Annotated in this window: 25 protein-coding genes and 1 riboswitch; of the genes, 12 read left to right on the top strand and 13 right to left on the bottom strand. The window is 63.5% G+C overall.

Annotated features, from left to right (window positions below):
• The first annotated feature begins 247 nt into the window (after positions 1-247).
• Positions 248-1,201, top strand: a complete 954-nt coding sequence (locus tag ABSY17_RS06635) for a DMT family transporter (RefSeq protein ID WP_378948271.1) — start codon at positions 248-250, stop codon at positions 1,199-1,201.
• On the opposite strand, the gene ABSY17_RS06630 is transcribed toward ABSY17_RS06635, so the two are convergent.
• The 3 genes from ABSY17_RS06630 to ABSY17_RS06620 all read right to left on the bottom strand — a co-directional run bounded on the left by ABSY17_RS06630 (position 1,168) and on the right by ABSY17_RS06620 (position 2,828).
• The gene (locus tag ABSY17_RS06630; protein ID WP_378948269.1) at positions 1,168-1,569 is read right to left on the bottom strand and encodes a response regulator; all 402 of its coding nucleotides are present in this window, start codon (positions 1,567-1,569) and stop codon (positions 1,168-1,170) included. The two genes, ABSY17_RS06635 and ABSY17_RS06630, sit on opposite strands and share 34 nt — an antisense overlap.
• A gap of 68 nt (positions 1,570-1,637) precedes the next feature.
• A complete protein-coding gene (gene hpt, locus ABSY17_RS06625; protein ID WP_378948267.1) occupies positions 1,638-2,180 on the bottom strand; it encodes a hypoxanthine phosphoribosyltransferase in 543 nt (180 codons plus the stop codon).
• A 9-nt stretch (positions 2,181-2,189) separates the two neighbouring features.
• A complete protein-coding gene (locus tag ABSY17_RS06620; protein ID WP_378948264.1) occupies positions 2,190-2,828 on the bottom strand; it encodes a hypothetical protein in 639 nt (212 codons plus the stop codon).
• 243 nt (positions 2,829-3,071) lie between these two features.
• Between ABSY17_RS06620 and ftsE the strand changes: the two genes are divergently transcribed.
• The 3 genes from ftsE (at position 3,072) to ABSY17_RS06605 (ending at position 5,519) form a co-directional block, all read left to right on the top strand.
• Complete coding sequence (gene ftsE / locus ABSY17_RS06615) at positions 3,072-3,731, top strand: cell division ATP-binding protein FtsE (protein WP_378948261.1); 660 nt, start codon at positions 3,072-3,074, stop codon at positions 3,729-3,731.
• Positions 3,724-4,722 (top strand): cell division protein FtsX, encoded by a 999-nt coding sequence (locus ABSY17_RS06610; protein WP_378948258.1) that lies wholly within the window; start codon positions 3,724-3,726, stop codon positions 4,720-4,722. The genes ftsE and ABSY17_RS06610 overlap by 8 nt, the downstream gene beginning before the upstream one ends.
• Before the next feature lie 83 nt (positions 4,723-4,805).
• Complete coding sequence (locus ABSY17_RS06605; RefSeq protein ID WP_378952486.1) at positions 4,806-5,519, top strand: YdcF family protein; 714 nt, start codon at positions 4,806-4,808, stop codon at positions 5,517-5,519.
• On the opposite strand, the gene ABSY17_RS06600 is transcribed toward ABSY17_RS06605, so the two are convergent.
• A complete protein-coding gene (locus tag ABSY17_RS06600; protein WP_378948256.1) occupies positions 5,498-5,629 on the bottom strand; it encodes a hypothetical protein in 132 nt (43 codons plus the stop codon). The two genes, ABSY17_RS06605 and ABSY17_RS06600, sit on opposite strands and share 22 nt — an antisense overlap.
• Before the next feature lie 17 nt (positions 5,630-5,646).
• Between ABSY17_RS06600 and ABSY17_RS06595 the strand changes: the two genes are divergently transcribed.
• A complete protein-coding gene (locus ABSY17_RS06595; RefSeq protein ID WP_378948253.1) occupies positions 5,647-6,438 on the top strand; it encodes a lysophospholipid acyltransferase family protein in 792 nt (263 codons plus the stop codon).
• Here the strand turns inward: ABSY17_RS06595 and ABSY17_RS06590 are convergent.
• Positions 6,407-6,946: a gamma-glutamylcyclotransferase gene (locus ABSY17_RS06590; RefSeq protein ID WP_378948250.1), complete on the bottom strand. Its 540-nt coding sequence runs from the start codon at positions 6,944-6,946 to the stop codon at positions 6,407-6,409. The two genes, ABSY17_RS06595 and ABSY17_RS06590, sit on opposite strands and share 32 nt — an antisense overlap.
• A gap of 145 nt (positions 6,947-7,091) precedes the next feature.
• On the opposite strand from ABSY17_RS06590, the gene ABSY17_RS06585 reads away from it, so the two are divergent.
• A complete protein-coding gene (locus ABSY17_RS06585) occupies positions 7,092-8,090 on the top strand; it encodes a DUF2125 domain-containing protein (RefSeq protein ID WP_378948247.1) in 999 nt (332 codons plus the stop codon).
• Positions 8,091-8,265: 175 nt separating this feature from the next.
• Here the strand turns inward: ABSY17_RS06585 and ABSY17_RS06580 are convergent, their stop codons facing one another.
• Together ABSY17_RS06580 and hisC are read right to left on the bottom strand one after the other, a co-directional pair.
• Complete coding sequence (locus ABSY17_RS06580) at positions 8,266-9,201, bottom strand: prephenate/arogenate dehydrogenase family protein (protein ID WP_378948245.1); 936 nt, start codon at positions 9,199-9,201, stop codon at positions 8,266-8,268.
• A gap of 3 nt (positions 9,202-9,204) precedes the next feature.
• Entirely contained in the window at positions 9,205-10,317 is a 1,113-nt protein-coding gene (gene hisC, locus ABSY17_RS06575) for a histidinol-phosphate transaminase (protein WP_378948242.1), read from the bottom strand.
• A 151-nt stretch (positions 10,318-10,468) separates the two neighbouring features.
• A riboswitch (SAM riboswitch) is annotated at positions 10,469-10,546 on the top strand.
• A gap of 51 nt (positions 10,547-10,597) precedes the next feature.
• Between hisC and metA the strand changes: the two genes are divergently transcribed.
• Positions 10,598-11,518, top strand: a complete 921-nt coding sequence (metA, locus tag ABSY17_RS06570) for a homoserine O-succinyltransferase (RefSeq protein ID WP_378948239.1) — start codon at positions 10,598-10,600, stop codon at positions 11,516-11,518.
• 41 nt (positions 11,519-11,559) lie between these two features.
• Here metA and ABSY17_RS06565 read toward each other — a convergent pair whose 3' ends face one another.
• The 3 genes from ABSY17_RS06565 to ABSY17_RS06555 form a co-directional block, all read right to left on the bottom strand.
• Positions 11,560-13,380, bottom strand: coding sequence for an ABC transporter ATP-binding protein/permease (locus tag ABSY17_RS06565; RefSeq protein WP_378948236.1), 1,821 nt, complete (start codon positions 13,378-13,380; stop codon positions 11,560-11,562).
• A gap of 220 nt (positions 13,381-13,600) precedes the next feature.
• Positions 13,601-14,461, bottom strand: a complete 861-nt coding sequence (locus tag ABSY17_RS06560; RefSeq protein ID WP_378952483.1) for a lipid kinase — start codon at positions 14,459-14,461, stop codon at positions 13,601-13,603.
• Between the two features lie 157 nt (positions 14,462-14,618).
• Positions 14,619-15,410 (bottom strand): class I SAM-dependent methyltransferase, encoded by a 792-nt coding sequence (locus ABSY17_RS06555; protein ID WP_378948233.1) that lies wholly within the window; start codon positions 15,408-15,410, stop codon positions 14,619-14,621.
• A 129-nt stretch (positions 15,411-15,539) separates the two neighbouring features.
• On the opposite strand from ABSY17_RS06555, the gene gloB reads away from it, so the two are divergent.
• Positions 15,540-16,307, top strand: coding sequence for a hydroxyacylglutathione hydrolase (gene gloB / locus ABSY17_RS06550; protein ID WP_378948230.1), 768 nt, complete (start codon positions 15,540-15,542; stop codon positions 16,305-16,307).
• Between the two features lie 2 nt (positions 16,308-16,309).
• Positions 16,310-16,741, top strand: coding sequence for a cupin domain-containing protein (locus ABSY17_RS06545; RefSeq protein WP_378948228.1), 432 nt, complete (start codon positions 16,310-16,312; stop codon positions 16,739-16,741).
• Here ABSY17_RS06545 and ABSY17_RS06540 read toward each other — a convergent pair.
• Both ABSY17_RS06540 and ABSY17_RS06535 read right to left on the bottom strand, forming a co-directional pair.
• Positions 16,738-17,634 carry a DMT family transporter gene (locus tag ABSY17_RS06540; RefSeq protein ID WP_378948225.1) on the bottom strand — a complete coding sequence of 299 codons (897 nt, stop codon included), beginning with the start codon at positions 17,632-17,634 and terminating at the stop codon, positions 16,738-16,740. The two genes, ABSY17_RS06545 and ABSY17_RS06540, sit on opposite strands and share 4 nt — an antisense overlap.
• Positions 17,635-17,659: 25 nt before the next feature.
• Positions 17,660-18,442, bottom strand: a complete 783-nt coding sequence (locus ABSY17_RS06535; RefSeq protein WP_378948222.1) for a DUF3108 domain-containing protein — start codon at positions 18,440-18,442, stop codon at positions 17,660-17,662.
• 258 nt (positions 18,443-18,700) lie between these two features.
• On the opposite strand from ABSY17_RS06535, the gene rpmB reads away from it, so the two are divergent.
• Together rpmB and ABSY17_RS06525 are read left to right on the top strand one after the other, a co-directional pair.
• Entirely contained in the window at positions 18,701-18,997 is a 297-nt protein-coding gene (gene rpmB / locus ABSY17_RS06530) for a 50S ribosomal protein L28 (protein ID WP_378948219.1), read from the top strand.
• Between the two features lie 121 nt (positions 18,998-19,118).
• The gene (locus tag ABSY17_RS06525; RefSeq protein ID WP_378948217.1) at positions 19,119-19,802 is read left to right on the top strand and encodes a queuosine precursor transporter; all 684 of its coding nucleotides are present in this window, start codon (positions 19,119-19,121) and stop codon (positions 19,800-19,802) included.
• Between the two features lie 12 nt (positions 19,803-19,814).
• Here the strand turns inward: ABSY17_RS06525 and ABSY17_RS06520 are convergent, their stop codons facing one another.
• A complete protein-coding gene (locus ABSY17_RS06520) occupies positions 19,815-20,243 on the bottom strand; it encodes an Lrp/AsnC family transcriptional regulator (RefSeq protein WP_378948215.1) in 429 nt (142 codons plus the stop codon).
• A 120-nt stretch (positions 20,244-20,363) separates the two neighbouring features.
• Here ABSY17_RS06520 and ABSY17_RS06515 point away from each other — a divergent pair, with 120 nt between their 5' ends.
• Complete coding sequence (locus tag ABSY17_RS06515) at positions 20,364-21,464, top strand: saccharopine dehydrogenase C-terminal domain-containing protein (protein ID WP_378948213.1); 1,101 nt, start codon at positions 20,364-20,366, stop codon at positions 21,462-21,464.
• The last annotated feature ends 120 nt before the right edge of the window (positions 21,465-21,584 follow it).

Raw genomic sequence — 21,584 nt, 5'->3', positions numbered from 1 at the left:
GTCCTTTCTTCACCCGCCGCGAATTCACGGCGGGCTTTTTTTTGGGGCTGCAGCGCCGCGCGTCCCTTTGGACGCGCAAAGGACGCTGTAGCACTTTGAATTTGTGCATGATCCTTTCTGAAAATCGATTCCGATTTTCGGGGTCATGCACTAACGCTGGCCTAGCAGGACCAGAAACCAGGCGCTGTCCGTTTCCGGTCCGGTATTGCAGATCGGTACAGTCAGTACCCGAACCAATCAGACGGCCATGCAAATCACACAGAACAGAACTTTAAGCGGCATCCTTTGCCTGTGCCTGGGCATCGCAGTGTTTTCGCTCCAGGACGCATTGATCAAAGCTGTCGCCGGCACCTACCCGGTGAGCCAGGCCCTGTTGATCCGCGCCGTCGTGTCCCTGCCGATCCTGCTTGTGCTTGTCCATCGTGATGTCGGCCTGCGCGCGCTCGTCTCTACCAACTGGCGCTTCCTGGTCGCCCGTTCGGCGATCCTGTTCGTTTCCTATTGCGCCTACTACCTGGCGATCCCGGCCCTGCCGATCGCCGACGTAGCCGCGCTGTTCTTCATGGCGCCGCTGATCATCCTGACCATGGCCGGACCCTATCTCGGCGAAAGGGTGCCGTGGCAGAGCCTCGCCGCCGGCTCGGTCGGGCTGGTGGGGGTGATCGTCATGGTCAATCCCAGCGCCGGGATCTTCGAATGGGCCGCGTTGCTGGCGCTGGGTTCGGCCTGGCTCTACAGCTTTTCCCAGTTGATGGCGCGCAAGATAGGCGTATCCGAAAGTGCGACGACCATGGCGTTCTACCAGAACGCCGCCTATCTGGTCGGCGCGGTCGCGGTCACCGCCCTGCTTTCAGCGGCCGACTTCCATCATGCCGGCCATCCCAGCCTCGATTTCCTGACGCGGCCCTGGGTGTGGCCTAGCCTGCGCGACTTCCTGATGATGGGCGCTTGCGGCGTCATCGCCGCCGCCGGCATGGTCCTGCTCGGCCAGGCGTATCGGCTGGCGCCCGCCAACAAGGCCGCCACATTCGAATATACGGGGCTGCTATGGGCCCCGCTTTGGGGCTTCCTGTTCTTCGCCGAGGTTCCTGACAGCGGCACGCTGCTTGGCGCGCTGCTGATCGTCGGGGCAGGTATCTTCGCCCTGAATGCCGGCGGGCGCAGGCTTCAAGCTGTGCCGGCGAAAGCCTCGGTCGACTGAACGGAGCGAGCCAGCGCCAGCGAAACCCGGTCGCGTATGTCGGCCAGCGTGAACGGCTTCTGCACGACATCGATGATGATCGCGTCGAGTTCCTCGGCGCGTTCGCGCTGGTCGGCATAACCAGTCATCAAGAGGATCGGCAGTCCCGGATAGGCACGCGCGGCATGCTGCGCCATCTCGATGCCGTCCATCTCCGGCATGCGGATGTCGGAGACGATCAGGTCGTAGATGCCGCTTTCGGCATGGATGACCTCCAAGCCCTCCGCGCCGTCGCAGGCGACATCGACTGTATGGCCGGCGCGCTCGAGCGCGCGGGCTGCAAGGGTACGGACGGACTCGTCGTCCTCAACGATCAGAAGCTTTGCCATGGCGGCGATATTTGCCGCGACTGGTTGACGATTCCTGAAAGCAGAGCCCGGCCGCCATCAAAAAAATATCAGGCCTCGCCCTTGACCACGCCGACGAAGGGCAGTTCGCGGAAGGCGTGCGCGACGTCCATGCCGTAGCCGACGACGAAGGAGTCGGGGCAGTCGAAGCCGACATAGTCGGCATTGAGGTCGGTCTGGCGGCGCATGCGCTTGTCGAGCAGCACGGCGATCGAGCAGCTCTTGGCGCCCCGCGACATCATCAGTTCGCTGGCGAACTTCAGCGTCTTGCCCGATTCGAGGATGTCGTCGATCAGCAACACGTCGCGGCCCTTGACCTCGTTGTCGATGTCGCGCAGCACGCGGACCTCGCCGCTGGTGGTGCCGGCGCCGTAGCTCGAGATGAAGATGAACTCGACTTCCGGCGACAGGCCGACATCGTGCATGGCGCGGATCAGATCTGCGGCGAAGATGAACGAGCCCTTGAGCACGGAGATGACCAGAAGGTCGGTGTAATCATGCGCCGCGATGTCCTTGGCGAGTTCGAGATTGCGCCGCGCGATCGCCGAAGCGGAGAACAGCACCTCGATTTCCTTGTCGCGCACAACTGGCATGGCATTATCCTATTCCGAGAAGACGACCTTGACGGTCTTTATCCCGTTCATAGGCACCTCGAGCCGGCTCGAAAAGGCCCATCTTGCACCGGGCGCGACTTGGCTCGTCGCTGTCCCCAGCCTGTAGCGCATGGTCTTGCCATCGTCGGAGGCGACGAAGATGTCGATTGGACGCAACTCTGCCGCTACGTCACCGTCATTGACCGCGGCTCCATCGACGATCAGCACGGACCTGTGGCCTGAGGCATCGACGCGCGAAGTGATGTCGGCGAGGCGCAGTGAAGACGCCTGCCAGGCCCGTGGAAAGGCTGCCGCGCGCACGATGGCATGGCCGCCCGAAGTCCAAAAGACCATTGCCGCCAAGGAGATGCCGGCGAACCAGAAGATCGGCCCGCCGCGCATGGCAACCGAGGGGCGCTGCGGGGTAATTGCGCGCAGCATGTCCATGCCGCCGGCCGTGGGCTTGTGGCGGGAATGTAGGTTGTGTCCATCGGTTGATTCGCCGCGCGGCCGCGATAGCGCCACGACCTCGAAATCGGCATCGATGACGTCGGCCGGATCCGGCCGCAATGACTGGGCGGATGTGTCGCGGCCCGGCCCCGCCATGATTTCGCCGGAAACCGGGCGTGCTTTCCGAGCGTCAGCCATCGGACCCCTTAGACATTTTGCCGACAGGGGGTAAACGGAAATGGTTAATGCTTCGCCACCGGGGCCTGCGCTTTCCGAAAATCGATTCCGATTTTCGGACCGATGCTGTAGGGCGTTTCTGTGCCTGGATTTGGCTGGCAGCTTAACTGACTGTTAACCATGCGGACCCATGGTCGTTTCGTAGAGACGGGCGACCCGGGTCCGGGTAAATCTCCAGGATCTGAAACCCAAGGTCTGCAGCACGTGATCCGTTTCGAAAATGTCGGCCTCAGATACGGAATGGGACCGGAGATCCTGCGTGACATCTCCTTCCAGATCCCCGAGCGTTCGTTCCAGTTTCTGACCGGGCCGTCGGGCGCCGGCAAGACCACCCTTCTTCGCCTGCTGTTCCTCTCGCTCAAGCCGACCCGCGGGCTGATCAGCGTCTTCGGCAAGGACCGCTCGCGCATCTCCCGCGCAGAACTGCCAATGCTGCGGCGGCGGATCGGTGTCGTGTTCCAGGACTTCCGCCTGCTCGACCACATGACCACCTACGAGAACGTGGCGCTGCCCTTGCGCGTGCGCGGGCGCGAGGAGGCGAGCTACCGCACCGACGTGATCGAACTGCTCAAATGGGTCGGCCTGGGCGAACGCATGCATGTGCTGCCACCGGTGCTATCAGGCGGCGAAAAACAGCGCGCCGCAATTGCCCGCGCGCTGATCGAACAGCCCGAGATCCTGCTCGCGGACGAGCCGACCGGCAATGTCGACCCACCGCTGGCGCGCCGCCTGCTGCGCTTGTTCATCGAGCTCAACCGGCTTGGCACCGCTGTCGTCATCGCCACCCACGACCTTGCCCTGATGGACCAGGTCGACGCCCGGCGCATGATCCTGGCGGGCGGGAGGCTCGACATCTATGACTGACGAACCTGCCGACAGCCACACCCCCGACGACGGTTTCGACGATGCCGCCATGGAGCAGGCACCGCGCGCGCGGCGCAAGGTCACGCCGATCGTGCCGCCGCAGAACGTCGCCGGGCGGGCGCTGGTGCTGGTCATCGCGATCATGACCTTCCTGTCCTGCCTGACGCTCGGCGCGGTCACGCTGGTGCGCGACACCGCCTCGGTCTGGGAGAACCAGATCTCGCGTGAGGCAACGATCCAGGTCAAGCCGGCCGATGGCCTCGACATGGAGGCGGCACTGGCGACGGCCTCGCGCATCGCCAGCGAGTTTGCTGGCGTGCGCGGTACCAAGATCGTAGACCGCGAGGCCACCACCCGCCTGCTCGAGCCGTGGCTGGGTGCGGGCCTGAACATCGATGAGCTGCCGGTGCCGAGACTGGTGATCGTCACCATCGACGAGAACAGTCCGCCCGATTTCGAGGCGATGCGCGCCGCCATCACACCCAAGGTGCCGACAGCGAGCCTCGACGACCACCGCACCTGGGTCGACCGGCTGGTGGCAATGGCCCACACCACCGTCACCATCGGCATGGGCGTTCTGGTGCTGATACTGGCGGCGACCGTGCTTTCGGTGATTTTCGCCACACGCGGTGCGATGGCCGGCAACGGCCATATCATCGAGGTCCTGCACTATGTCGGCGCCGAAGCGCGCTTCATCGCCCGCGAATTCCGCCGCCACTTCCTGCTGACGGGAATGAAAGGCGCGGCCGCCGGCGGTTTGGCCGCGGTGATCGTCTTCATCGCCTTTTCATGGTGGTCGTCGCGCAACCTTGCCACGCCCCAGGCCGACCAGGCGACCGCGCTTTTCGGCAATTTCGCGATCGGTGCAAGCGGCTATCTCGGCGTTGCCATCATCGTGCTGGTGATCGGCGCGCTGACGGCTGCGACCTCGCATTTCACCGTTGTCGCCTATCTCGATGACCTCGATCCGCATCAACCGGACGGGATCTGATCAAGGATGGTATCCAAACGTCATCTAATATGCATAATCCGGCAATGCAAAAGCCGTAATTCATGCCTAACCATAGTGATGTGATGGGACAAAACGCGCTCGCCGCATCGGGGACGGTTTCTGATCCAAGATACTACCCAGCCGGGCATCGCTCGCGCCGGAGACTTGTTTTCTTGCGCCGCACTTTGTTTGTGCTTTTCATATCGGCCTTCGTGTTCGCCGGCGGGTTCGCGCTCTTTGCGGTGCATGTCAGCGGCCTGAGCACACCCGCCAATCCCTCCAGGGCCGACGCGATCATCGTGCTGACCGGGGGCCAGTCGCGGCTCGACGCAGCGCTCAACCTGCTCAAGGCCGGCAAGGGCAAGCGCCTGCTGATCAGCGGCGTCCACCCCTCCGCAACGCGACGCCAGCTTCAGCTCGCCACTCGGGGCGACACGACACTGTTCGATTGCTGTGTCGACATCGACCGCGCCGCGCTCGACACGATCGGCAACGCCGAAGAAAGCGCCAAATGGGTCGAGAGCCACGACTATGAGCGCGTAATCCTGGTCACCAACAACTATCACATGCCGCGCAGCCTGCTGGAAATGGGGCGGCTGTTGCGCCACGCCAGCCTGGAGCCCTATCCGGTCGTCAATTCCAAGCTTGACGATGGCGGCTGGCTGACGAAGCCGAAGGCTCTGCGGGTACTGTTCATCGAGTACAACAAATATCTTCTGGCGCTTGCCCGTGGCATCGTGCCGGTCAAGCCGACAGCGGATGGCGACCTGGTGGTTCAGGCGCAGGCAGCCGAGTAAGGCTTGCCTCCAAGCAGCGCAACAGCGCGGCACACATCCGAATGGGCGTCGCTCGCCATGGCGTTTTCCTTTTTCGCTCGCTTGGTGTAACCAACGGCAACTTCCATCATCAGGCACCCCACAAACGATGCTCTATATCCGGTCGCTGACGTTCAACTTCGTCTTCTATGTCAGCCTAGTCGTGCAGATGATCTTCTGGACGCCCTATTACTTCCTGTCTCCGCGCCACCGGGCCTGGTTCGTGCCGAAATTCTGGGCGCGCTCGAGCCTGTGGCTTCAGGAAAAGATCGCCGGCACGAAAAGCGAAATCAGCGGCATGGAGAACCTGCCGGAAGGTTCGTTCATCCTGGCGCCGAAGCACCAGTCGTTCTGGGATGCGATCGCCTTCTTCCCCTACCTGCGCGACCCGCTGTACATCCTCAAGCGCGAGCTGATGTGGATCCCGGTCTTTGGCTGGTACATCGCCAAGATGAAGATGATCCCGGTCAATCGCGGCAAGCGCTCGGTGGCGCTGAAGGCGGTGGTGGTGGCGACGCGCAAGGAAATGCAGAACGACCGCCAGCTGATCATCTACCCGGAAGGCACGCGCCGCGCGCCCGGCGACGAGCCGGCCTACAAATGGGGCATCGCCGAGCTCTATTCGGCGCTCAACCTGCCGGTGGTGCCGGTCGCCCATGTCGCCGGCCTGTACTGGCCGCGCCGCAAGTTCCTGCGCCATCCCGGCACGATCAAGGCGCGCTTCCTCAAGCCGATCCCGGCCGGGCTCGACAAGGAAGAGTTCATGAAGCGCCTGGTGGCCGAGACCGAGGCAGCCTGCGACGAATTCCTGATCGAGGTCGCACGGTCCGAAAACCCGCCGCCGATGCCCCCCACGGCGGTGAAGCGGCTCAGGGAACTGGGCGTAGAGCCGACGAGCTGACCAGCCGCCTCACCTCCTCCAGCCAGTGGTCGCGGATACCCAGCGCCCGCAAATGCTCGACGGTGCTGGCGACATAGTCCTCGTTGCGGCCCGATTGGCCGGCTGCACCTGAAACGATCTCGGCTGCGTGAGCGGCATCGAGATTGCCGGCATATTGGCGGTGGTTGCGGTCGGCGATGTAGCAGATCGCCTCGGCGACATTGCCATCATCGAGCCTGATCCGCAGCGCCCGCTCGAGATAGACGTTCGTGACCAGTTCGCGCTCGCGCAGATAGGCCAAGACCTCGTCGCGCAGGTCGCCGGGAACGCGGAAGGCGAGGCCGACGCAGGAGCCGCCGCGGTCGAGGCCGAGCACCAGCCCGGGCCGCTGCTCGGTACCGCGATGGACCCAGGAGCGGATGCAGAGCGAACGGCGAAAGCCCATCAGCCGCGCGCGGCGCGTCTCGACATGGGCAAAGCCGGGTCGCCACATCAATGAGCCATAGCCAAAAACCCAAAAATCGCCCATATCGCCAAGCCTGTTGGTGGTTTGCGGGTCTTTGGCGTTACAACATCGGCCCGAAGAGCGGAATCGTTTTTCCGGAAGTATGATGCGTGGTGCCGCCAACGAGCATGTCAAATCTGACACACGGCGCTGTAAAGGGAGTCTGAGCATGACGTCGAGCCAAGCGCCACAACCCTACTCCCGCCGCCGCTTCCTGTGGCTGGCGCTGTTCATCGTATTGCTGTTCGGTGGCTACAGCGCCGGCTGGTTCTGGTTTGCCGGTCGGGCCGAGCAGGAGGTCCAGCAGAGGATCGCGAAGCTGAACCAGAACGGCGTTGCGGCCGATTGCGTCAACCCGACAGTGCGCGGCTTCCCCTTCCGCATCGGCCTGTTCTGCGACCGGGTGGAATATGAGAATTCCAACATGCGCATTTCGGCCAGCGCCGGCAACCTGCGCACTGCGGCCCAAGTCTACCAGCCGATGCGCACAGTGCTCGAACTCGACGGGCCGCTCACCGTCACGGCACCGGATCTGCCGCCTATCCGGTTCAACTGGGACCTCCTGCATGCCAGCGCGCGCCTCGCCAATCCGCTGCCCGAGCGGATTTCGGCGGAAACCCGCAAGCTGACCGGCGAAGCCTCCTTCAGCGACCGTTCGCCGGTTCCCCTCTTCACCGCCGAGGAGACGCAATTGCATCTCCGCCCGAACGGCCAGGACATCGACGTCGCCGGCACCTTCACCGGGCTCGTCATCGACCAGCAGGCGCTTGGCGGCCGCAAGTTGCCGCCGCTCGACGGCAGCGCCGATGCATCGCTGAAGGACGGCGTGAGCGTGGTCAAAGGCGGAGAGCGCAGCCTGCGCGGCCAGTCGGGCACGATCCGTTCGCTGACGCTCACGACCGGCGGCAACACGGGTGCTGCCCTCAGCGGCCCATGGTCAATTGACCAGGACGGGCTGATGGACGCCAATCTCAGGGTGACGGTCCAGAACCCGCGCGAACTGTCGCGGATCCTGTCTGAAGCCATGCCAGAGCAGCGCAGGCAGATCGAGACGGCCATGTCTGGCCTCGCCATTCTCGGCAACGCCCCTAGCCTGCCGCTGCGCATCGTCAAGGGCCGGGCCACGCTTGGCTTCATCCCGCTCGGCATGGTGCCGGCGGTAAGATGAGCGAATAGCGAATAGCGAATAGCGAATAGCGAATAGCGAATAGCGAATAGCGAATAGCGAATAGCGAATAGCGAATAGCGAATAGCGAATAGCGAATAGCGGCTATGCCAGCCTAAGCTGCGGACACAAGCCATTATTTCCTACTCCCTACTCCCTATTCGCTATTCCCTGCTCGCTAGCTTTTCACCGGATGCTCGACGGCCTGGCGACCGAAGTTCGGCGCATCGACTTCCTGGCCCGCATCGATGATCGAGCGCCTGATGGCGCGGGTGCGTGTGAACATCTCGAACAGCTTGTCGCCGTCGCCCCAGCGGATCGCCCGCTGCAGTGAAGCGAGGTCTTCGGAGAAGCGCGCCAGCATTTCGAGGATCGCGTCCTTGTTGTGCAGACACACGTCGCGCCACATGGTCGGGTCCGAGGCGGCGAGACGGGTGAAGTCGCGGAAGCCGGAAGCCGAATATTTAATGACTTCCGACTTGGTCACCGCCTCTAGATCGTCGGCGGTGCCGACGATGTTGTAGGCGATGATGTGCGGCAGGTGCGAAACGATGGCGAGCGTCATGTCGTGATGCTCCGGATCCATCGTGTCGATGTTGGAGCCGCAGCGGCGCCAGAACTCCGACAACTTCTCGAGCGCGGCCGGATCGGTGCCCGGCAGCGGCGTGAAGATGCACCAGCGGTTTTCGAACAGATCGGCGAAGCCCGCGTCGGGGCCCGACTTTTCGGTGCCCGCGAGCGGGTGGCCGGGGATGAAGTGGATGCCTTCGGGCACATGCGGCGCCATCTGGGCAATGACGGAGGCCTTGGTCGAGCCGACATCGGTCAGGATGGCGCCAGGCTTGAGCGCCGACGCTATCTCTTCGGCGACCGCGCCAGACGAGCCGACCGGCACCGAGACGATGACCAGGTCGGCGTCCTTCACCGCAACCTTGGCGTCGGTGGAGTAGCTATCGCCGAGGCCAAGTTCCTCGGCGCGGGCGAGCGTGGCTGCGCTGCGCGTCGAAATGGCGATGTGGCGAGCCAGCCCCTCGCGGCGGATGACCCGCGCGATCGATGAGCCGATCAGGCCGATGCCGATCAGGGCGATCTTGTCAAAAAGCGGTTCAGACATGGTTCAACTTTTCAGGAATTCTGTGAGAGCGGCGGCGACGCCGCGATTGGCCTCTTCGGTGCCGATGGTCATGCGCAGCGCATTGGGGAAGCCGTAGCCGGCCACCCTGCGCAGGATATAACCACGCGCCGAAAGGTAATCGTCAGCTGCGGCAGCAGTGTGTTTGCCATCTTCGGGGAAGTGGACGAGCAGGAAGTTGCCGACACTCGGCGTGACACGCAGGCCAAGCGCCTCGAACTCCTTGACCAGCCATTCCGCCCACTGCGCATTATGCGTCACGGTGCGTTCGACATGGGCGCGGTCCTCCATCGCCGCGACGCCGGCCTCGATGGCGGCCGCGTTGACGTTGAAGGGGCCGCGCATGCGGTCGAGCACCTCGATGACGTGCGCCGGCGCGTAGACCCAGCCGATGCGCATGCCGCCAAGACCGTGGATCTTGGAGAAGGTCCGGGTCATCACCACGTTCGCATTGGCCGCGACCAGTTCGACACCCGACTCGTAGTCGTTGCGGCGGACATATTCGGCATAGGCCGCATCGAGCACCAGAAGAACGTTCTTGGGCAGCGCCGCATGAAGCCGGCGCACCTCCTCGAACGGCAGATAGGTGCCGGTCGGGTTGTTGGGGTTGGCGAGGAAGACGATCTTGGTCTTCGGCGTCAGCGCGGCGATGATGTTGTCGACATCGGCCTTCTCGGCGGTCTCCTTGGCCACGACCGGTGTCGCACCGGCAGCCTGGATGTAGATCTTGTAGACCATGAAGCCGTGCTCGGTGTAGACGGCCTCGTCGCCCGGCGACAGGTAGCTCTGCGAAAGCAGCCCTAGAACCTCGTCGGAACCGTTGAAGCACAGGATATTGGCCGGGTTGAGCCCATGGGTCGCCGCAATCGCCTGTCTCAGGCGTAACGCCGACCCGTCGGGATAATACTCCATCTTCTCGGCAAGCTTCTTCACCGCCTCGATGGCATGGGGCGAGGCGCCCAGCGGATTCTCGTTCGACGACAGCTTATGGACCTTGGCGACGCCTGCAGGGGCTGCGCTCTTGCCGGGGACATAGGCGGCGATGTCCATGATGCCGGCGCGGGGTTCGGGACGAATCTGCTCAGGTGCCTTGGTCATGTCGAAAATCCTGGATTGGCGCCTCGGAATGGAGGCCGCTGCGGGAATACCGCCCAGGGCGTGCAATGTCGAGAAAAACCCGAAATTCGGGCCCTCTGGCCGGGTATTTGGGTCGCTGTTGACGCAATCCGCTGCCAGGCGTATGAGCTAGGCATAGACCCGTGGTGATTTGGCCGGTCGGCTTGCAGCCACGTTAAACAAGTCGCTAAAGGGCCGTTTGCGATCCGTAAACCGGCTTTGCGACTGCAATGCCGGTTTTTTAGTTTTTGGAGTTCGCACAGTGCCGATCAAGATCCCCGATCAGCTTCCCGCCCGCGAAGTGCTGGTCAAAGAAGGCGTCTCCGTCATGGACGAGCAGACCGCCCTGCGTCAGGATATCCGCCCGCTGCAGATCGGCCTGCTCAACCTCATGCCCAACAAGGTGCGGACAGAGACCCAGATCGCTCGCCTGATCGGCGCCAGCCCGCTGCAGGTGGAACTGACATTGGTGCGTATCGGTACGCACAAGGCCAAGAACACGTCCGAAGACCATCTGATCTCCTTCTACCAGACCTGGGATGAGGTAAAGGACCGCAAATTCGACGGCTTCATCATCACTGGTGCGCCGGTGGAACTGCTGCCCTTCGAAGACGTGACCTATTGGGACGAGCTCAAGCAGATCTTCGACTGGACGACGACCAACGTCCATTCGCCGTTCTTCATCTGCTGGGGGGCGATGGCGGCCGCATGGCATTTCCATCGCGTACCCAAGCACACCCTCGATCAAAAGGCGTTCGGCGTATTCCGCCACAACAACAACGCGCCAGCGTCCCCCTATCTCGCCGGCTTCTCGGACGACTTCGCCATCCCGGTGTCACGCTGGACCGAGGTTCGCGCCGCCGACATCCCGGAGGGGTCCGGCCTGGAACTGCTGATGGAATCGGAGGAAACCGGCCCCAGCCTGCTCGCGGAGCAGGCCGGCAACCGGCTCTACATGTTCAACCACATTGAATACGACTCGACCTCGCTGAAGGAAGAGTACGACCGCGATGTGGCTGCCGGCGTGCCGATTGCGGTGCCCCACGAATACTACCCTGACGATGATCCGCAACGCCGGCCGCTCAACCGCTGGCGCTCGCACGCACACCTGCTTTTCGGCAACTGGATCAATCAGGTCTACCAGACCACGGCTTACGACCTGGAGAACATCGGCAAGAAGTAGTAGCCGATCGAGGCTCGCACGGCGCCTGAGACCCGCCGGGTTCAGGTCGCCATGTCGTGCGCCCCGGGCGCCTTGGCCAGATCCTTGATGCGCGGAGGCCTGAGCGTTGGCCCGCGCTTGTCCTTGGTAAGCTGCACCGTGCGGTCGAACAGCACGCCATCACGCCGCGCCGGGCTGAAGTAGATGACGCCCGTCTTGGCCAGTTCGCTCTCGAACATCGCCCGAACCATCCCGTGCGCTGAACTGTCCAGCGTGTCGAACGCCTCGTCGATGATCACCCAGTCGGGTCGGTGCAGCCTGAGGCGGGCAAATGCCACCAGCAACAGATCATCGCTGCTGAGTTCGTCGGCCCAGGACACGGTGCCGTCGAGCGCCGACACCAGCCGTTCAAGCCCCACGGCGCGCAGTGCCGCAGCAAAGTCCGCGTCGCTGAACGGCCGATCGCCGGTGGGATAGGCCAGCGCTTCGCGCAATGTACCGGGCGGCACGTAGGACTGCCGTGGCAGGAAGACGATCTCCTTGCCGGCCGGAATCTCGATGCGGCCGCGCCCCCAGGGCCACAGCCCCGCCAGCGCGCGGAAGAGCAAGGTCTTGCCGGCGCCCGGCTCGCCGACGATCAGCACGCGTTCGCCCGGCTTGACCCGGATTTGCGCCTCCGAAAGCCTGGTACAGCCACTCGGCGAGACAAGCTCGAGCCGATCGAAGGCCAGGCTGCCATCGGGGCTTTCAGCGACTTCGATGCGCCCCTCCTTCCGGTGCAGCACATCGGCCGAAACCAGAACGCTGCGGATGACCGTCACCCGCATCAAGGTCGCCCGCCAGTCGGCAATCGCTCCGACATTGTCAATGAACCAGCGCAGCGAGGCGTGAACCTGATTGAAGGCACCGACGGCCATCATCAGCCCGCCGAAGCTGATGTCACCGGCAAAATAGACAGGTGATGCCACCAGGATGGGCGCTACCACGGTGAGCCAGCCATAGCCGCTCGTCACCCAGCCAAGGTTGATCTGCGTGGCAAAGATCCGGCGCAGCGCATTCAACACACCGGCGAGATCCGTTTCGAGCCTGCGCTTTTCATCGGCTTCGCCGCGCGACAAAGAGATCGCGTCGATGTTCTGGTTGATGCGCACCATCGAGAAGCGCAGTTCGGCCTCGCGCGCATAGCGTTCGGCGTTTTGTACAATCAACGGACGCCCGACGAGCCAACTCAGCAACGACCCCGAACCCGCATAGAGGATCACCGCCCAGACCATGTAGCCGGGAATGCTGAATGTATGACCGCCGATGTGGAAGACGAAGCCGGCCGAAAGGCCCCACAGCACCCCGACAAAGGAGGCAAGCAGGATCGACGCTTGAAGCAGACCAATGCCGAGGTCGGTGGTGAGATCGGCGAGATGGCCGGCATCCTGCTGCATGCGCTGGTCGGGATTGACGCCTACGTCGCCTGCGTTGGCCAGCCGGAAGGCACGGCCCGGGCGCAGCCACTCATTGATCAGGTCGAGTGTCAGACCCTCGCGCAGCTTGAGCCTGATCATCTGGTTGAGCCACTGCTGGGAAACATTGAGCACCAGCAGGCCGCTGGCAATGGCGGCAAAAACCATCAGCTGGTGCAGGAATTCGGGAAGGTCACGCCGCGCCAGCGCATCAAAGAACGGCTTGTTCCAGCGATTGAGCAAGACCTGACCCAGGGCCGTGGCGACGATAACGGCGAAGACCGAAATACCAAGCCAGATCAACATGTTTCGCACCGGAGACGTAGCCAGCGCCTGCTGCGCCATCTTCAGGTGGCCAGCGAAACCGCCGCCGTCGAAGTCGGACGCCATCGGTTCACGATTGCTCTGCTTGTACGATTGGCTGCGCATGAATGCGTTCCTCTGGCCGGGTGGCTGGGCCTCCTGCCATTCTCACGGCATCCGGGGCTCTCAATCTGCGCATGTTCACTGTCGAAAATCGATACCGGTTTTCCGCTTCATGCACTCCCACTTTGCCCGAGTGGGGGAACATTGTGCCACCATCGAACTGCCACGTATCGCAGGGAACCCAAACAAGGTCGTGAACGGGGCCCCGCACGGGGTGGCGCGATCAGCCTTTCGGTGCGAACACGCGCACCGACTTCGGCCGGATGCGGAAATGCGCCGGTGTCCAGGTGACCAGTTCGCCATCGGTGTTGACCGGCCGTGGCCGCTTGGTGCGGATCGTCACCTCCGTGGTCTTGAAGGCGCGGACGTCATCCCACTGCCCCTGCGTGCCCCGTCTCAAGCTGGGCAACAGCCTGAGCAGGCGCCACCAGTGGTCAACCTCGAGGCTGTAGAGATCGAGCCAGCCATCATCGGCGGTGGCCGTTTCCTCCACCGTCATGCCGCCGCCATAGTGGCGACCATTGCCGACCGACACCTGCATGGTGTGGATCTCCTCGGTGGTGCCGTCGTGGTCGACATGGGCGGTGAACAGGCGCGAGCGCATCAGCAGACGCGCGGCAACGATGGCATAGCCCAGTGTGCCCCAGCGTTTCTTGGCGTGCTCCGTCAGTTCTGCCGCCAGTTCCGCGCTGAAACCGATGCTGGCAACGTTGAAGAAGAGGTGGCCGTTGACCTCGCCGAGGTCGACGGTCTTCTGGTGGCCAGCGGCGATGATCTCAGCCGCCTGCACAGGATCGGCCGGGATGCCCATCGTGCGGGCAAAGTCGTTGGCCGTACCCAGTGGCAGCACGCCAAGGGTCAAGCCGGAATAGGCAAGGCCAGCGGCAGCATTGTTGAGCGTGCCGTCGCCGCCGCCGACGATTGCCATATCGAAATGGTCAGCATGGCGCGCAATCAGCTCGGAGGCGTTTTCGTCCTTGCTGGTTGCCATTTCCTCGATGACAAGGCCGGCATCTTCCAGCACCCGCCTGGCAGCGACGATCGAGCCGGTACCGCGGCGCGCGCGCGGATTGACGATCAGCATCGCGCGCTTGTCCTTCGACCGCTGCGCGGTGCGCCTTTCGTGGATGATGACGTCGGTCAGCTGGATGATTCCCAAGATTGTCGCCGTTGCCGGCGGGTCGGCCTCCGCCTAGCCCATTTAGGAATTGAAAGAGGGCATTTGAAGGCCCCGGGCAGGATCATGGCGTCGAAGGCGTCCCTGTCTCGCCCATATCGTCAGGAGACCGGCGCAGCGCCGGGAAACCGCGCGTTGCGCCAGACGGCGACAGGACAGGTACGAAGACGCGACGCGAGGCGCGCTGTGTCACCGGAACACCCTGATAGACGCGCTTCTGTGCCTCGACCACGATCACGCCGGAGAAGATCGGCCAGAACCGGCGGCCGGCGCGTTCGAACAGATGGTCGAAACGCATCATCCATTTGCGCCGCGACGGCGGGAAATGCAGGGCATCCGACCAAGACGCCACGGTGAAATTGGCCTCGCGCAGCAGCTCGTTGAGCTGACCGCTCGAAAATGGCCGGCCAGTGCCGAAGGGCGTGTGCTCGAACCGCGCCCAGACGCCGCGCCGGTTGGGCACGACGATGACGATGCGCCCGGCGGGCGAAAGCACGCGCCAGATCTCCTTCAGCGTCTCGCGCGGGTTTTCGGCATGTTCGAGCGAGTGGACGAGCAGCATCCGGTCGATGGAAGAATCGACCAGCGGCAGTTCCTCGTCGAACACCAAAGCAGTGGAGGACGGCCCCTCGCTCGGCCAGGCAACGGCACCCTGAGTAGCCGGCATGAAGGCAAAGACTCTCTCGGCATCGACACCGAAACGGTCCAGCCACGGCAGGGTGTAACCCAGGCCAACCAGCCGTTCGTTGGGCACGCTGCCCCACACGGACGACAGCGCCATGGCAATGGAGTGCTCGGCGAGACGCCCCAGCGGTGTCGAGTAGAAGGAGCGAAGGTCGACGATATCGGAATTCATGGCTCGAACGGTAGCGCTCGCCGGCAGAGACTTCAACGACCATGCGCACATCCCCTACCAGCGTGACCCAAATGGCGTGACAGGGGGGCGTGCCCGCCCTATCGTCTTTCAGGGAACGGAGATTTTGCGATGCCTGTCGAGATCAAGCTTTTCATGTGCCGCACCGACAATTTCGGCGCGCTGCTGCACGACCGCGACAGCGGCGAGACCGCGATCATCGATGCGCCCGAGGAGGCGCCGATCATCGATGCGATCACCCATAGCGGCTGGACGCCATCGATGCTCCTGATCACGCACCACCATGGCGACCATGTCGAGGCCAATCTGGCGCTCAAACGACGCTACAAGCTGCGCATCATCGGCCCGGAGGCCGAGCGAGACAAGATTCCCGGCATCGACGACACCGTCGAGGAAGGCTCGGTCATTCCCTTTGGCGAGGAACGCATCGAAGTGATCTCCACCCCCGGCCATACCGCCGGCCATGTCTGCTACCATCTGCCGAAGGCCAAGGCGGCCTTCACCGCAGATACGCTGTTTGCCATGGGCTGCGGGCGACTGTTCGAGCGCCCGGCGCCGGTGATGTTCGAATCGCTGAAGAAGCTTGCCGCCCTGCCCGCCGACACGGCGATCTATTGCGGTCACGAATACACGCTCTCCAACGCCCGTTTCGCGCTGACCGTCGATCCGGACAACGCTGCCTTGCAGGCACGTGCAGCAAAGGTCGAGGCCCTGCGCGCCGAGGGCAAGCCGACGCTGCCGACGACGATTGGCGAGGAGCTAGCCACCAACCCGTTCCTGCGCTGGGCCGATCCGGCCATCAGGAAGCATCTCGGCATGGAAAAAGCATCCGATGTCGAGGTCTTCGCCGAGATTCGCAGGCGCAAGGACAATTTCTGAACATGCTGGCCGCGGAAATCATCGCTACGCTTGGCATGATTCGCCACCCCGAGGGGGGATGGTATGCCGAGACCTTCCGCGACAACCCCGAAGGCGGCGCCTTTGGCGAGCGTGGCCATTCGACGGCGATCTACTTCCTGCTCGAGCATGGCGATGTCTCGGCCTGGCACCGCGTCAGGGACGCTGCCGAGATCTGGCATTTCCATGCCGGCGCGCCGATCGAACTCAAATTACATGAACCGGGCGGCGGCATCGTCTCGCAACTGCTCGGCATCGACCTCGCCGCCGGCGAGCGGCCGCAGGTGGTCGTACCGGCTGGCTGGTGGCAGACCGCGCGCAGCCTGGGCGACTGGACGCTGGTCGGCTGCACGGTGTCGCCCGGCTTTGAATTCTCGCAGTTCGAATTGGCGGTGCCCGGCTGGGAGCCGGGTTAGGCTCCTGCCCCGTTGGTCGCGGGCGATGAACGCTTGGCGAAGATCAGCGACTTGGCCGCAAGCACCGCGCCACCGGTGATGAGCACGCAGGCGGCAAGGATGCGCAAGGACGGCTCGGCGAAACCGGCCGCGATGAGTACCAATGTCGACAGTAGCGGCGCGGCATAGCTCGCCGCCCCCAGCACCTGGATGTTGCCGCGCTTGACGCCGATGTCCCAGGCATAGAAGGCCGCACCCACCGGCATCAGGCCGAGGCCGAGCACGGCGAGCCACTGGCCAGAATTGGCCGGCAGGATCGTCTCCTCAAGCGCCAGGTGGCAGACAAGGGAGAGAATCGAAGTCGCCAGGCAGAACCAGGTGACGATTGACGTCGGCACCGATGGGAAGCGCCGCGACAAAAGCGAATAGCCCGACCACAGGAAGGCGCAGACGAAGGCCATGGCATAGCCGAAGCTGTAGCGGGCGTCGAAGGCAAGCCCCCCGCCCTTGGTGACGATCAGGAACGTGCCGGCGAGCCCCATCAGCGCACCCGCAATGTGGTTCCAGCGCAGCCGTTCGCCCGGCATCAGCGCCGATCCGAGCACGATGAACAGCGGCCAGAGATAGGCGATCAGGCTGGCCTCGACGGCCGGCGCGTTGCGCAGTGCGGTGAAGTAAAAGAAATGATAGCCAAACAGGCCGGCGATGCCGATGACCCAGACCTGCGGCGGGATCTTCGCCGGCTTTTCGGCCGCTGGCATGAACAGCCTGGCGACGAGACCGACGCAAGTGCCAATGGCAAAGGTGATGGCCGACATGAGGAACGGCGGCACCGAACCCGATGCATCGGTGAGCAATGCCAGCGTCGCCCACATGGCGACCGCCGAAAAGCCGATCAGTGTTGCGCGCCCCACTTCACTCTCCCGGCGCGCTGGCGCCTCAATTGGTCGCTTCGAAACGCCGCGCCTTGAGGGTGATCGGGCCGATCTCCGTGCCGACGGTGGCATAGATGGGCGCATATACTCCGGTTTCGCCGATTGGCGCAAACGTCACCATGATTCGACTGCGATCCCTGAGGAAGGTGAGCGCCTTCTTGTTGCTGCGATAGCCCGACACCGGCTGGAAACCCATCCGGCAGGTGACCGTCTGGCCCTTGAAGCCCTTGACCGACATCTCGCCGGTAGACACTGGGGTGAGCTTGAGGTTGGCGCGCAACTCGCCATCATACATCTTGATCGTCCGACCGCAGACCTTGTCGAGGCTGGGCGCGCGGATGATCGTCGCGGCGATGGGATCGGCCACGGCGCGGAGGTCGTCGGGGCCGAGCGGTATCCAGGTCTTTCCGCGCTTCTTGGGCTTCGGCACGACCTCGGTATGGGTTACCCGGTCGCCAGAGAATCGGACGTCGACGAGCGAGGCCTTCTTGCCCGAGACATAGTCGGCGCGGAAGGCCTCCGGGCGGGTGCGCCCGTCGGCAAAACTGCCGCGCGAAGAGATCGTCCCCTTGGTGTCGTCAAAGAAGGCGGCAAGTCCAGCGCTCGCTACCTTGCCGTTCACCGAATAGGATTGCCCGTCGTAGCTGCTGTCGAATGTCGCAGTGGCGACCGGGATGCCGAGGAAGGACAGCGAATAGTCGGCGCGGAAAGTTCCTTCAGCCGCCGGTGCCGGCGCAGGCAAGACGGCGAGGGTGAAGGCGAGCAGGACAGGCATATGGCGACGCATTCGTTGCAATACCTCCAATGCAGCAGAGAAACCGGGTTTCAGGCTGGTCGCGTCCCTCGACAGCGGTTATAGAAGCAAATCGGGCCGTTCTGTGGAACTGGGGACAACGCTCTCAAACCACGGTGGCGCTTGACGCGTCTGCGAAATACACCTATGGAACGCCAACTTTTTCCATGAGGCCGCCTGACTGAGACTGCGCGCCATCCTTAATCGGTGCGTAAACAGCCGCTTGGTCCGCCAGAACTGAAGGTAAGTAACATGTCCCGCGCTTGCGAACTCACCGGCAAAGCCGTCATGACCGGCAACAATGTGAGCCACGCCAACAACAAGACCCGTCGTCGCTTCCTGCCGAACCTGGTCAACGTCACGCTGATCTCGGAAGTGCTGAACCAGAACGTTCGCCTGCGCATTTCCGCTGCAGCGCTCCGTTCGGTCGAGCATCGCGGCGGCCTCGACGCCTTCCTGGCCAAGGCCGACGCTGAGGAACTGTCGCAGCGCGCCCGTCTGCTCAAGAAGCAGATCGCCAAGAAGACCGTTGAGCAGGCTGCCGCCTAATCTGCGAATCAGGGCGGGGGACGACCGCCTGGAGCCTCTAGCGACCGCAAGGACGACAGAGGCTCCGCCCAAAAGCCCGGGCACTGCCCGTAAAGCTGGTTCCATCACCCAGGATAAAAAAATGAACTCCGGTTCTCGTTATCTGCCTTTCGTGGCGGCCATGGCGCTTGTCGTCGTCGCCTCCAATATCCTCGTCCAGTTCCCCGTGCAGGGGCAGGTCGGATCTCTGGCACTTGCCGACATCCTCACCTGGGGCGCCTTCACCTACCCCTTCGCCTTCCTGGTCACAGACCTCGCCAACCGCCTGCATGGCCCGAAGATGGCACGGCGAATCGTCTTCGTCGGCTTCATGACCGCGGTCGTCTGCTCCATCGTCATTCCGCCGCTGCTGTTCAGCTACGGCCTGATTCCCTTCGACACGGCAGCATCGCGCCTCGCCCGCATCGCCGTCGCCTCTGGCGCCGCCTTCCTGACCGCGCAGCTGCTCGACGTTACCGTCTTCAACTGGCTGCGCCGGCAAAGCTGGTGGCGCGCGCCGATCTTCGGCACGCTGGTCGGCTCGGTGTTCGACACGATGATTTTCTTCGGCATCGCGTTCTCGGCCACCTTCGCCCTGCTGGGCCCCGACGACGCCTTCGCGCTCGAAGCAGCCCCCCTGTTCGGCATGCTGCCCACGGAAGCCGCACGCTGGGTGTCTTGGGCGCTCGGCGACATGACGATGAAGCTTTTGATCGCCGTCTTCGCGCTGATCCCCTACCGGCTGATCGCTGCCCGTTGGTCGCAGCCGGCCCTGGCTACGAACTGACAGGCCTCTTGCCTACCTGTCGATACGCGTCGACAGGATAATCGACGACAGCGTGCGTTCGACGCCGTCGAGCGCACCGATGCGGTCGATCAACTGGTCGAGGTCTTGCACCGAAGGTGCTTCGACGACAACGATCATGTCGAAATTGCCGCTGACCGAATGCAGCGTCCTGACCTCGGGGATGCGACGCAGGACGGCTTCAACCGCAGCCGACACCTTGGGCTGCGCCGTCACCAGAATGTGCGCCCTGACCAGATTCTTCTCGTAATCCCGCGACAGCCTGACGCTGTAGCCTGATATCACCCCCCGCTGTTCCAGCCGCTCGATGCGGCTTTGCACGGTCGTTCTGGACACGCCGAGTCGGCGCGCCAGCTCGGCGGCCGAGGCCCGCGCGTTCTCGCGCAGCAGGGCGAGCAGGGCCCGGTCGGGATCGTTCGTCATTATGACGCATCCATTCGTCGTTTCGCCAAAAACGGCTCGTCTTTTCGGCAATATCGATACTGCCTTTCGACGAGACGTAGAAGTACAAAATGCCATCATTGCATTTCAAGGGGACAGGCCATGAAGGAAATCATCGTCGTAGGCGCAGGCAAGATCGGCTCGACCATCTCCGGCATGCTGGCCGAGACCGGCGACTACAAGGTGACCGTAGTCGACCGCGCGCAGGCCCAGCTCGACGCGATCGACGTTGCCGGCAATGTCGAGACGAAGAGGGTCGAGATCGGCGAGGCCGGCGCGCTGGACACGGTTCTTGCCGGCAAGTTTGCCGTGCTGTCGGCCGCCCCCTTCCATCTCACCACGCGCATCGCCGAAGCTGCCGCCAAGACCGGCGTGCACTATCTCGACCTGACCGAGGACGTCGCCTCGACCCGAGTCGTCAAGGAACTGGCAGCCAAGGCCAACAGCACCTTCATCCCGCAGTGCGGACTGGCGCCGGGCTTCATCTCGATTGTCGCCAACGATCTTGCCAAGCGATTCGACACGCTGGAAAGCGTGCGCATGCGCGTCGGCGCGCTGCCGCAGTATCCGTCGAATGCGCTCAACTACAACCTGACCTGGAGCACCGACGGCGTCATCAACGAGTATTGCGAGCCCTGCGAAGCAATCGTCGAAGGCCAGCTGATCGAGGTGCCGCCGCTGGAAGAGCGCGAGGAGTTTTCGCTCGACGGCATCACCTATGAGGCCTTCAACACCTCTGGCGGCCTCGGCACGCTCTGCGAAACCTACAAGGGCAAGGTGCGCACGCTGAACTATCGCACCATCCGCTACCCCGGCCACGCCTCGATCATGAAGGCGCTGCTCAACGACCTCGGCCTGCGCCATCGCCGCGAGGTGCTGAAGGACATCCTGGAGAACGCCCTGCCGGCGACGATGCAGGACGTGGTGGTGATCTTCGTCACCGTCAGCGGCCGCAAGGACGGCCGGCTGCTGCAGGAAAGCTACGCCAACAAGATCTACAGCCGCCAGATGGGCTCGACGGTCCGCAGCGCCATCCAGATCACCACGGCGTCCGGCATCTGCTCGGTGCTCGACATGCTGGCCACCGGCGCGCTGCCGCAGAAGGGCTTCGTACGCCAGGAAGACATCGCGCTCGACGCCTTCCTCTCCAACCGCTTCGGCCGCAACTACACGCAGGCTGGCGCAACGACGCTGGCAGCCTGATCGCATTCGACACAAGGGGGAGGACACCCCGAAGGTCACAAGTTACGGGCAGCGAGGGGTTGAAGGACCCCTCGCTTTTTTTGCGTTGTGCGGAGAGTTGCTGGTGCCGACGCGTCGCCA

Origin of the sequence: Mesorhizobium sp. ANAO-SY3R2, assembly GCF_042466635.1 — a bacterium.
Lineage (GTDB): Bacteria > Pseudomonadota > Alphaproteobacteria > Rhizobiales > Rhizobiaceae > Aminobacter.
Note: the sequence above shows the minus strand (reverse complement) of the source record. Positions and strands in the feature narration are given on the sequence as shown.